The organism is bacterium (assembly GCA_016703265.1).
GTDB lineage: Bacteria > Krumholzibacteriota > Krumholzibacteriia > LZORAL124-64-63 > LZORAL124-64-63 > CAINDZ01.
Genome location: JADJCK010000002.1, coordinates 37,874 through 50,449, shown reverse-complemented (window position 1 = coordinate 50,449; position 12,576 = coordinate 37,874). Strand labels below are relative to the sequence as shown.

6 protein-coding genes are annotated in these 12,576 nt (G+C 67.5%); all 6 read right to left on the bottom strand.

The annotated features are described in order from the left end of the window. Positions 1 to 55 precede the first annotated feature (55 nt). Entirely contained in the window at positions 56 to 2,347 is a 2,292-nt protein-coding gene (locus IPG61_03990; GenBank protein MBK6733238.1) for a hypothetical protein, read from the bottom strand. Between the two features lie 15 nt (positions 2,348 to 2,362). Next, a complete protein-coding gene (locus IPG61_03985) occupies positions 2,363 to 5,047 on the bottom strand; it encodes a pyruvate, phosphate dikinase (GenBank protein ID MBK6733237.1) in 2,685 nt (894 codons plus the stop codon). Positions 5,048 to 5,214: 167 nt separating this feature from the next. Next, positions 5,215 to 7,551, bottom strand: coding sequence for an exo-alpha-sialidase (locus IPG61_03980; GenBank protein MBK6733236.1), 2,337 nt, complete (start codon positions 7,549 to 7,551; stop codon positions 5,215 to 5,217). A 54-nt stretch (positions 7,552 to 7,605) separates the two neighbouring features. Continuing rightward, on the bottom strand, positions 7,606 to 9,288 hold the full coding sequence (locus tag IPG61_03975; protein MBK6733235.1) for a hypothetical protein: 1,683 nt from the start codon (positions 9,286 to 9,288) through the stop codon (positions 7,606 to 7,608). Further along, entirely contained in the window at positions 9,285 to 10,013 is a 729-nt protein-coding gene (locus tag IPG61_03970) for a hypothetical protein (GenBank protein ID MBK6733234.1), read from the bottom strand. Before IPG61_03970 ends, IPG61_03975 begins: the two co-directional genes overlap by 4 nt. Positions 10,014 to 10,056: 43 nt before the next feature. Then, positions 10,057 to 12,423 (bottom strand): hypothetical protein, encoded by a 2,367-nt coding sequence (locus IPG61_03965; protein MBK6733233.1) that lies wholly within the window; start codon positions 12,421 to 12,423, stop codon positions 10,057 to 10,059. Between the last annotated feature and the right edge of the window lie 153 nt (positions 12,424 to 12,576).

Genomic DNA, 12,576 nt, shown 5'->3' with positions numbered 1-12,576 from the left:
GCATGCGAGACCGGCTTTCCGGGAGGAAAACGGATCAGGAAAATGGATCAGCTTGTCACAAGAGGCCGTGCCGACGGCGCAGGAACCACTCGGCACCCAGCAGCGCGACGACGATGGCGACGAACGGCCAGCCCGACCAGAGGTCGAACCGGCGGCGCTGGCGATCCTCGACACCGCTCCAGTCGAGGGCCACCAACTCGGCGCCGAGGCGGTCGGCGGCGCCGGGTTGTCCCAGATCGACGTACGAACCGCCGGCGCGCGCCGCCAGCTGTTCGAGCCGATGGCGATCCTGCCGGACCTGCGCCCGCTCGACCGAGGTGTCGGTCACGACCAGATCCGCCGCAGGTCCGCGTACCGGAGGCTCGCCGGAGGCGGTTAGCCGTGTGGTGTATCGCCCGGGCGCCAACGGCGGCAACTCGACGAAACTGGCACCGGGCTGTCCCGAAATCGACTCGAGGGCGAACGTGCGCACGGCCGTGGTATCGGCGCCCGGTCCCGACGGGTGCAGCACGAGCGCCGGCAGGCGATCGAGCACCGGATCCCCGCGCAGGTCGCGCCACCGGGCTTCAATCCGCACCGGCTGGCCTTCCTGGTACACGCCGGGGCGACTGGCGAAATCGAGTCCCGACTGCCCGGCCCCGCCGGCGAGCCAGACCAGCAGGTTGCGCAGCGTGCGGCGTGCCGGTTGTTCCGCAGCTGCGGACTGTCCCGGCAGTTCCCAGAAGGCCCACTCCCACACCTGCCTCACACCCAGCCAGGCAACGCGGCCCTGGCCCCGCGGCGCCACGACGAGCGCCGGCAGTCCGCTGAGGCCGGCGCCGGTTGCCGCTTCCAGCAGCACGTTGGCATCGGGCCGCGCAGCAACCCGCGCCGTCGCCCGCCAGGGTGGCAACGCACCCAGAAACGTGCCCGCCGCCGCATTGCCGATTCCTTCGAGCACCGGGTGCACGGCTCCGTCGTCAGTGATGGTCGCGAAGCGGTTTCCCAGTTCCCACGACCAGGGCGCCGTCTCCACCGGCAGCAGGGCGGACAGCGCCGCCGGAGGCGCATTCCCGGCCGCCTGGCCGCCGGGTGCCGCTGTTGCCGAAGGCAGGACCAGCAGGCCCAGCCCGTCCTCCACGGCCTTTCCCAGCGAGACCCAGTCCAGCCTTGCCCCGGTTCCCGACCAGCCGGTCAGCACCACCGCATCCCAGCGCCCCCAGCCCGCTGCCGTCTGCGGCGGCTGCCACGGCTGCAGGCTGTCCGCAAGGACCAGGCCGCCTGCTGTCGGATAGGCCACCGTCAGGGCGAGCCGACGCTCGCCGGCGGCCGCCAGGGCCAGGAAACGCACATCCCAGCCCGGGGTCGAGGCGATGACCAGGACCCGTGCCCGGTCGCGCCGGACGTCAACGGCGAATGACGCGTGGTTGTTCTCGAGGTACCGCTCGGCGACCAGCGGCGACGCCTCCAGCCGCAGTGCCTGCAGGCCTTCGCCACGCGGCCTGAACGACAGCGCCACCGGTACGACCGGCCCCGAAGCAGACACCGTATCGGCCGCCACCACGCCCTGTTCATCGCGCAGGGTCACGATGAGCGGCGCCACGAGGCCAGCCGGAACGTCGCGCTGCGCCACCGCCATCTCGACGATGACCTCGTCACCGGCATAGGCCACCGGCGGATGCCGCACGTCAACGACGGCCCGGTCGGGCGGCCCGTCGACCGGACCGACTCCCGCCACGCGCAGAGGCAGCGCCGCCGCGGCGTTGGCCAGCGCATCGACACGGTCGCCCTGCTCGGTCTCGGCGCCGTCACTGACGAGCACGACCGCGCGCACCGGGCGGCCCGCCACCCGTTCGCGAACACGGCGCGCCAGCGCGGCCAGCGATGTCCCGTGGCGCGAAGGGCAAGGGATTGCGGCGTCGGCGGGCGAGAAATCCTGCAGCGGTTGCAGGCCGTTGCCGCGCACGTAGGAGCGCTTCACCGAGGGATGAAGAGCGTCGAACAACGAGTCGATGGTCGCCGTGGCGGCAAGGGCCCTCTGCCAGCGGGAGGTCGCCACCTCGTCCACAGTGGAATCGGCAGCGGCGCCCGGATCGTCGCCGAGGTTCATGCTGGCCGAGTCCTCGACCACGAACACCAGCTCCGCCGGTTGCAGGCGCGGACGCAGGCATGACGTCACCGGAGCGGCGACGGCAGCCACCAGCAGCGTGAGCGCCGTGGCCCTCAGGGTGATGAGCACCCGTCGCAGCCGCGGCCCGGGCGACGGCCGCGTGCGCCCGTACACGACCACGGTCCAAACGATGGCCCCTGCCGCTACGACAAGCAGCAGGGGCCACACCCAGACCGGTACGGACCATTGGATGGCCAAGATGGTCTTCCTCGCTTACCGGCTCTTTTCCCGGACCACGACCTGCGCCGCCGCCAGCCGCGCGATGGGCACGCGGAACGGCGAGCAGCTCACATAGTCCAGCCCGACCTTGTGGCAGAAGGCCACCGAGCTGGGATCGCCGCCGTGCTCCCCGCAGATGCCCAGGTGCAGGTGCGGGTTGGTGCGACGGCCCTTGTCCGCCGCCATCTCCACGAGCTGTCCGACGCCGCTCTGGTCGAGCTGCTGGAACGGGTCGCTCGGCAGGATGCCCTGCTTCACGTACTCCGGCAGGAACACGCCGGCGTCGTCACGGCTGTAACCGAAGGTCATCTGCGTCAGGTCGTTGGTGCCGAAACTGAAGAAGTCGGCCACCTCTGCCAGCTCGTGCGCCATGAGCGCGGCGCGCGGCACCTCGATCATCGTCCCGACCAGGTACGCCACCTTGATGCCCGCGGCCGCAAGCACCTCGTCCGCCACGCGCACGGTCATCGCCCGCAGGTCGGCCAGTTCGCGGCGGGTGCCCACCAGCGGGATCATGATCTCCGGGCGCACATCGACGCCGGCCTTCTTCACGGCCGCAGCGGCGGCGATGATCGCCTCGACCTGCATCTCGTACATCTCCGGGTACGTGATGCCCAGCCGGCAGCCGCGATGCCCCAGCATGGGATTCATCTCGTGCAGGCTCTCGGTCTTCCGCTTCACGGCCTCGAACGGCACCTTCATCTCGCCCGCGAGGAACTTCATGTCCTCCTCGGCCTGCGGCAGGAACTCGTGCAGCGGCGGGTCCAGCAGCCGGATCGTGACCGGCAGGCCGTCCATGGCGCGGAAGATGCCCTCGAAGTCGGCCTGCTGCATCGGCTTCATCTTCGCCAGCGCGGCGCGGCGCGCCTCGACGGTGTCGGCCAGGATCATCTCGCGCATCTTCATGATGCGGTCCTCGCCGAAGAACATGTGCTCGGTGCGGCACAGGCCGATGCCCTGCGCACCGAACTCGCGCGCCTGCTGCGCATCGTGCGGCGTGTCGGCGTTCGTTCGCACCTTCAGGCGGCGCGTCGCATCGGCCCAGTCCATGATCTTCTGCAGGTTCGGGTCGTCCAGGTGCGGCGGCACCAGTGCCGGCTGTCCCTCGATGACGGCGCCGTTCGTCCCGTTGATGGTGATCCAGTCACCCTGGTGGAACGACTTCCCGGCGATGGTCATCTCGCCCTTCGCCGAGTCGACGAACAGCGTGCCGCAGCCGGCCACGCAGGGCTTGCCCATGCCGCGGGCCACCACGGCCGCGTGGCTGGTCATGCCGCCGCGCGCCGTGAGGATCCCCTGCGCCACGTTCATGCCGGCGATATCCTCCGGGCTCGTTTCCTTGCGCACCAGCAGCACGCGCTTGCCTGCGGCGGCCAACTGAACGGCATCCTCGGCGCTGAACACCACGATGCCCTGCGCCGCGCCGGGCGAGGCGGGCAGGCCGGTTCCGAGCACATTGAACTTTGCCGTCGGGTCGATCTGGTCGTGCAGCATCTGGTCCAGGTGCGCCGGCTCGACCAGGAGCAGCGCCTCGTCCTGCGTCACGACACCCTCGGCCTGCAACTCGACCGCAATGCGGATCGCAGCCATGCCGGTGCGCTTGCCGTTGCGCGTCTGCAGCATCCAGAGGCGGCCGTCCTGGATGGTGAATTCGATGTCCTGCATGTTCTTGTAGTGCATCTCGAGGCGGGTGCGGATCTCGTCCAGCTGCTTGTAGGCGGCAGGCATGGCCTCCTCGAGCGTGGGCAGGTTGCGCGCCTCGTTGCCTTCCGGCAGGCATTCACGGCCGGCGATGTTCAGCTGCTGCGGCGTCCGGGTGCCGGCCACGACATCCTCGCCCTGCGCGTTGATCAGGAATTCGCCGTAGAAGATCTTGCGGCCGCTCGAGGGATCGCGCGTGAACGCAACACCGGTGGCCGAGGTATCGCCCAGGTTGCCGAACACCATCGCCTGCACATTGACGGCCGTGCCCCAGTCGGCGGGGATGCTGTTGATGCGGCGGTACTCGATCGCGCGCTTGGCATTCCAGCTCTCGAAGACCGCGCGGATGCCGCCCCACAGCTGTTCGTACGGGTCGGTCGGGAAGGGCTTGCCGGCATGCTTCTCGATCAGGCCCTTGAACGTGGCGATCAGGCCCTTGAGATCGTCGACGCTCAATTCGGTATCGAGCTGGACCTTCCGCTTCTCCTTGAGAGCGTAGATCGCGTTCTCGAAGTGCTCGCTCTCGACGCCCATCACGACGTCGCCGTACATCTGCAGCAGGCGGCGATAGCTGTCGTAGGCGAAACGCGGGGCACCGCTGCGGGCGGCCAGGCCCTCGACGGTCTGGTCGTTCAGGCCGAGGTTCAGCACGGTGTCCATCATGCCGGGCATCGACACGCGGGCGCCGGAGCGCACGGAGAACAGGAGCGGATCGGAGGCGTCGGCGAACTTGCGCTCCATCACCTTCTCGACGCGTGCGAGGGCAGCCTTCACGTCGGCCTTGAGCTCGGGCGAGAGCTCGTGCGACTGCTGGTAGGCGATGCACTGCTCGGTGGTGACCGTGAAACCAGGAGGCACGGGAACGCCCAGGTTGACCATTTCGGCCAGGTTGGCGCCCTTGCCGCCCAGCAGGTTCTTCATGCCGGCGTTGCCGTCGGCCTGGCTGCCACCGAAGAAATAGACCCTCATGCTGCTCATGTTCTTCTCCAGGATTGTCGCTGTCGTGAGGGCGCCGCGGCGGGAACGGGACCGCCGTGCCGGGGACCGGATGGTCCGCGCGGGCGCGCGTCACAGTGGTGCCGGGGGCCTGTCGCATGCAGGCGGGGGCCGCCCCGGCTCACCCCCGCCTCCTTCGGACTCGGATGTCAGCGAATGACGACGACGCGTCCCCAATAAGGCGAACGTTCCGGCATCTCGACCTTGTACAGGTAGACGCCAGGAGCCACGGACTCGCCTTCGTGGTTGTCGGTGTCCCAGTAGATCTGCGCACCGGACTGCTGGTCAGGGCCGAGGTCGTTGACGTCGTCGCCCGCTGCGGTGAAAACGCGGACGCGCGAACCGGGCGGCAGATTGGTGAACGCCACGCGTTCACCCTCGTCACCCGGGAATCCGGCCCCGCGGCGCACCGGGTTGGGGAACGCGTAGATCTCTTCGTCCTCGGTGGGTGCGGCCGCCGCTTCGTTCACCTCGATGAAGCTGCGATTGCCTGCACCCGGGAACGGCGAACCGGCGTCTCCCAGCCAGCGCGGCGAGAAGATCAGCGACGCCGAGTTGTTCTCCGGCGAGGCCAGCGCAGTGTTGCCGTAGTCGAAGCTGCTGACCGCATAGTTGTAACCGAAACCGTTGTAGATCTCGTCGTCGAAGAAGCGGACCGAGTCCGGGGTGCTGAAGTCGAAGCAGGCGGCCCGCTTCGCCGCGTAGCAGCGCGGGACGATCTCGTAGTTCTCGTTGCCGCAGTAGCCGACGATGCAGTCCTCGGGGTTCACGCGGTCGTAGAGGCCGACCAGGGTCATGTTGTCGGGGTCGGCCTGCGAGGAACGCCAGACCGCCCAGCCCTGGAAGGTCTGGGCCTTGACCCTGAAGATGTCGCCCTGGGCGGCGGCGCCGGCGCCGAACGTCATGAACAACCCGAGGTTGAGCGAGCGCAGGTTTGACGTGGTGTCGGTGGTGTAGGTATCCCGGAGTTCCAGGGGACTGCCGACCTGATACAGCCCGCCGCCCCAGCTCCCGAGGATCAGATCGCCGGTCCCGGGCCCGGGCAGCATGGCAACGCACTGGTCGAGCGCCGGCTGGTTGCCCGAATAGGTCCACGTGGCGCCGCTGTCGTTGCTCATCAGCAGGCCGTGCGTATCGGCGTACAGGGCCAGCGTGCCTGGCCGTCCCGGCACGTTTGCGAAGGTGTACTTCAGGAGCTGGACCGGTGTCGGCTGCTGGTCGAGCGGCAGCGTCGCCCAGTCGATGGTTGCCGGCGACCAGGTGACGCCGCCGTCCGTGGTCCGATAGATGCCTTCCTGGATCAGTCCGACGACGATGGTCGCCGGCGCCCCGGCGACGATGGCCACCGCTCCCCCGTTGTGAACCCAGGAGCCGGGTGTCTCCGGGTCGACGACGTTGAGGTTGCCGTAAAGGTCCGACCAGCTGAGGCCCCCGTCCACCGACTCCCAGGTGCCGTGATTCTGGAGGGCCGCCACCAGCCGGTTCGGATTCGCCGGATCGGAAGCCAGGCCGTTGACGATGGGGGGATCCACATTCACGCCGCCCGGGGCCACGGGCACCAGGAACGTCGATGCGTCGAAGCCGACGCCGTCGTCATCGGAAACGAACACCCCGAAGCTCGTGATGGCGACAACCAGCCGGCTGGTCGTCCATTCCATGGCCGACACCCGGAAGTTGTTCGGCGGCGTACTCAGCGGCGCAAGCTGGCTCGTCCAGTTCGTGAAGGTCTGGCCGCCGTCCTGGGTGACATAGAGCCCGCGCGTGTTGGTACCGACCGCAAAGTGGTTGCTGTTGGCCGGCGAGACGGCAACCTGCGTGATCAGGTTCGCACCGTCGAACACGTCGGCGGCCAGGCGCGTCCACGCGCCAGCCTGAAGGCGATACAACCCGGCCGGGTCGGCCTGCAGCGCGGAGCCGCGCGTCATGCCGGCGATCAGCACACCATCGCTGCCGCGCCCCATCGCCACGCAGTTTGCGGCCCGCCAGCTCATCGGCAGATTGTCGTTCGTTTGGTTCCAGCTGCTCGCCGCATCGTCCCAGTTCCAGAAGCCGCCGTTGTCCGACAGGTTGAGCACGCCGGCCAGGCGCCCGTAGGCGCTCGAGCCCTCCGAAGACCAGCTGACGATGAGATTCCGCGCCTCGGCGCCACCGATGGTGCCGGCACCGGTCGCCGTGAACAGCAACTGGCGATCGACCCGATCGCCGAAACCGCCGGTCGCTTCCACCGTGAAGCCAAGTCCCTCTTCATCGGTGAGCGCGAAACAGGTAGCCAGATTGGGGTCGAGATCGGGCCAGGTCAGGGTCAGCCCCGAGCGACCGCTCGTCGCCAGCTTCATCCCGATCGTCTCCGGCGAGAACAGGTAGAGCGAGTCCGCGCCGCAGGACACCACCGGGGTCTGCGCCATTGCGGGGGCTGCCACCGTCAAGACCGCCGCCAGCGCAGCAAGCACCAGCGAGCGCCGCATCCCATCCCAGCCGAGGATCATCAGGTTCCGCCTTTCAGGGAACGGCGGGCCGCTCGGGCGGCCCGCCCTCCGCCACTACTGGTTGATCTGCAGTCCGAAGTACTGGAGCGCCCACCGGATCGCCTTCTTCGCACCGTTGTGGTCGAAACGGTACGGGTCGAAGCCCCAGTAGATGTCCGCAGCCTTCCACTGCTTCGTCGGCACGGTCTTGTACGACAGGAAGCCGAACATCTCGCCGTTCGTGCGCGCGCTGGAGCGCTCGACGCCATCCCACGAGGTCAGGGCGATGGACCCGCACCCGTCATCCAGCATCTCGTCGTCATAGCGGCTGTGCGGCCAGTCCGTACGGCCGCGCGCGAACTGGACCTCGCGCATCCAGTCCAGGCGCGCGATGCCGGTGAACATCGGCTCGACGCACAGGCCATTCGGGACGCTCGAGTTCGCGTACTCCGGCCCGGTGCACTCCTGCTTCTGGATCGGCGAGGAGCGGGTGCCGCTGATATTGGTGTCGTAGAACTCGTCGGCATCGTGCACGAAGGCCTGCTGGTCGAGCAGGTTCAGCGTGTCGACCGCCGCCGCCGCCTCGTCGCGCCAGTCGATCTCCGGGTTGGTGAACATCGTGTCGGGGATGACTCCCGGCCCGATCAGGTGATTCGACTTGAACGCGGGGTCGAGCACGAGCCCCTTCAGGCCGGAGCAGAGCCGGGAGCGGTCCACCGACATCTGCGGCTGCCGGGCGTAGATGTGCTTCGTCGGCGCCGACGTCCAGTCAATGGCGGCGATGCCGGCCGTGGTGAACGGGTACATGCGCGGCCCACGCTGGACAATGGTGCCGTCCGGAAGCGTCAACGTACCGAATCCGCTCACGTACGACTGTCCGAAGATGGTGAACGTCGGATCTTCGCGATTGTTGAAGATCAGGGGTGTCATGTACGTCGAGCTGTTGTACTGGAGGAACGACTCCATGCTCGTGGCACCGACCAGCATGAAGTTGCCGCCCTGCTGCTGGTACGGCGTCAACCACACGTACTGCTCCCTGCCGGCGACCGGCTTGAACTGGCCCAGCAAGGTCTGAGTCACGTTGTTTCCGTTTCGCGCGTAGCACAGCACGGCCTTGTAGCCGACAATGTCCTCGTAGCGCACGGTAATCGTATGGTCCTTCCAGTCGCGCGCCCAGTTGATGTCGGCCACGCCGCCGGAACCTTCCGCCAGAAAATGCCAGAAGGCGTTGCGGTAGAGCTGGTCATTCATCGGGCGACCATCGCGACTCGGCCAGGCGTTCGAGTTGCGGTCTTCGATTTGGTCGACCACCAGCAAGGGCAACTGGAACGGGCGCTCGACGAACGGGACCACGCGCAAGTTCGCCTTCATCGTGAGGATCTGGTTCGAATCGTCGATGATGCGCAGGGTGAAGGTGTGCAGGCCCTCGTTGAACGAGCGCTCCGTCGCCCGGCGGTTCTGCTCGCTGAGGCCGGGCGGCACGGCCCAGCCCGGATCGTTCGGGTCATTGACGTCGATCAGGTCCCAGCCGTGCTGCATCGAGACGATGTTGCCGTTGTAGGCGGCGGCGTTCGCTATCCAGCTGAAGTTCAGCGGCTGGCCGCCGGCGATCGGGATCGGGCCGCCATCGGGACTGTTCCATTCCGTCGAAGACTTCGAACCGAGGAACGGCTCGCTGATGGTGAAATCGGGGCGATAGATATTGTCACGGACGACGACGTTCGCCACCTCGGTCTGGTAGCCGAAGCCGACGCTCACGGCGCCGGCCGTGTCCTGCACCTGCGTCGCGAAGAAGAAGTAGTTGCCGACCGTCTGGTTCGGAATCGAAACGACGCGGTCCTCTTCCTCGGGGAGATAGGGCCGCCACGGCAGGGCGTCCGGAGTTCGAAGTCCGGATCAACGCCCGTCACGCCGATATTCACGGTCCGGGGCACGGCGTACGCCGAGGCCCCGCCCAGGCTCGGGAAACTGACGCGGCAGGAAGGCACGATCGTCGTCGAGGTGAACGAGATGTAGGCCGGCGTCGGATCCACCGCACCCTTGTCGTCGACCGCACGCACGAACAGCGAGTGACTCCGGAAGCTGCGCGGATTCCCCACGTCTCCCGGGAACCCGGCCTGGTCGGCCAGCACCAGGAACGTCGAGTCGGTGCTCGCCGTGAAGTACCAGGGATTGATCACAGCGCCGGTCAGCGGATCGACCGTGAGCGTGTCCTGCGGGCTGATGCCGTCGGTGCCGTTGTCGCTCATCTTCCACTGGTAGCCCTTGATGCGGCCGTCCGGGTCCGACCCGGTCCAGCGGAACTCCACGGCATAGCTGGCTTCCAGCAGCGTGGGCGGCTGGCCCGTCACGCGCGTGTCAGGCGTGGCGTTGGGAACCCTGATGCCGTTCATCTCCGTGTCGGTCGAGCAACCGCCGGCGATCCCCAGCAGCAGCATCGCGGCCCACAGGGCCCCAACGTTCCGTGTGCTTCGCTTTTGCATCAAGCCACTCCTCGTCCTGTCGGTCACCATCGAGCCAAGCACCCTAGTCGCCGCTGCAGACAATCTCCGGCCCCGTACTCGGCTGAAGAACCAGCCGGAAGCGCTTGCGCACCGACTCGCCGTCCAAGCTCGCCATGGCCCCCTGCGACAGGGGCAGACGGTCCTTGATCGACCCTGAAGACAGACCAGCATCGCGCCATGTCTGGTTGGCGGTGATGGTCATGCCGGGCCGCACATTGCGGAAGAAGTTGAACACGGACGGGCGGATCGGGTTGACCTGCGACGCGGTCTGGTCCAGGACGACCGCATCGACCCATCCGTCTCCGAACTGGCGCTTGATGGCGCGCATGAACATATCGATGGCGGGGCCGGACAGTGAGGTGGGCGGATTAGCCAGAATGATCCGGTAGATGGTCTCGTTCGACTGCATCAACTGCGTCGGCACGAAGACATCCACTTCGACCTTCCACAATCCCGTCGTGGTGCTGACGACAAGGCCACCGCCGGTGGCCGGCTGCCCCCACGTCGGCACGCCGATGTCATCATTGCCGCCGCCGTCCTTGATCTCGTTGAAGGGATCGCAGTCGTAGGCCACCTCGTACTTGATGCCGCCCAGGCGCCTGACCGGCTGGCTCCACGCCTCGGCCGGGTCGTCCTTGCCGTGCACGAGGATCGCCATCTTGTACCGCGTCGCGGCGACGATGTAGTTGGCGGCACTGTCGGCCCGGACCGGCCTCGTCAGGATATTGGTGACGAATCCGGTGTCCCGGTTGACCATGGTGTACGCGATGTCAGGCTGGGCCTCGAGGTCCGTCAGCGGGTTCGCAGCCACGCCGGGACCTGCCACCCTCAACTGCGTCACGCCCGCCAGGCACGGGTGGGCGTCCCAGGTCGCCTGGTCCGTGTCCTCCACGCAGGCGGTATTGATGTCGAAGGCCGAGGTCGAACTGCTCGGCTTCGGCAGCAGTTCGATGCACTGCAGGCACGGCTCGTAGCCCACGTCGAAGCTCAGCGCAGCCGGCGACCCGTCGCGCCGCTGATGCTCGTCCACCGACTGCATGTTGATCGTGAACCGGCTGTTGGGCGCGGTCAGGAAGCCCAGCGTGTCGCCGTACCAGCCGTTGACGCCCGCGTCCCAGGTCGGCTGCGTGTTCAGAGCGCTCGCTTCGGACACGAACGGGAACACGCCGCCGGTGAAGTTCTGCCGCACGCCCTGGAGATAGCCCGTGAACCCGATCTTGAAGTTGGGATCGAGGCGTTCGTCGCTCGCGCTGTCACGCGCCAGGGCCTTGACCACCACATAGGTGCGGTCCGGGATGCGGTCGCCCGACTGGAACGGGTAATGGGTCCGCGTCGGGTCGTTCAGCCGGATGTAGTACGGGTACGTTTCGCCGTCCGACGGGTGCGCCCAGTCGGTCTCGCCGTCGAGGATCAGCGTCTCGGGGTCGTAGTTGACGATGAAGCTGAACGGACGGAGATAATTCGCCACTTCAACGCCGGCGATGTCGATCGAATTGACTTCAAGGCTCACAGTGCCGCTCGGCAGGCGCTTGCGGAAGGCGCTGGTGCCCGAGCCGTCGTTGGCGAAGAAGAGGCTCGTCACCGAACCGAAGAACGAGAAGCTGTCGTTCGTGGCTTCATTGAAGCGCCGCGGGCTCCAGCAGTCGGTCAGCGAGGGCTGGCAGTCGCCGCCGAGCGCTCCGTTCAGCTTCCACTTGTAGCCGAACAGGCCGTCGTTCAACGGCGCCACGGTGTCGACCAGGGCCAGGGCCTCGGGGCTGTAGCCGCGCACGTTGGGCGACTGCCCGCGCCAGATCAACCGGTAGGGCTTGCCGAAGCCGACGGTATCGACCTGGCCTGCCGCCACGGCGGTGGTATCGGTGCCCTCCACGCGGAAGAACCGCAGGTCGGGCGACCCCAGGGTGTTGGTGAAGAAATGAAGGCGCGCCGGCGTGCGGTCATAGGCGCCGAAGTCGTCGATCGCGACCATGTGCAGCGTCTTGTGCGTGGACGTCGCGGTCCCCTGTCCGATCGTGAAGTTGAAGATCGAATCGGTACGCGTGGTCCAGCGGGCGATCGCGAGCGTCGAGGCGTCCAACGCGGGATTGAAGCGCTGGTCCTCCTCGTCGTCGGTCGTGTCCGGGTCCTGCATCGTCGTGTCGGTCAACGCCCACACGAAGCGCTCCACCTTGCCGTCCTCGTCGCGGCCGTACCAGTAGACATGGAAGTGGTAGTAGCCACCTGCGTCTTCGGGCGGCGCGCCGATGATGTACGTCTCGGGTGCCTTGTTGACCTGCACTGCCTCCGGCTGGAAGGCGCGGCAGCCACCAAGCATGGACAACCCGACCACGGACAGAGCCGTGACGACGGACAGGCACGACGCGACGATGGAGATTCGCCTGATCTTCATGCTGGCGGACGCCCCCTCGGAAACCTTGACGGTACAGCAGGTTGATGCCACGCCGCGGCGGTGGGACGTGCGGCGTCGAATGAGCCGGCCAGGTCCGCCGGCCGGATGCCGGCTGGACGGTGAACGGGCTGCGCGGGAAATATAGGGAGACGC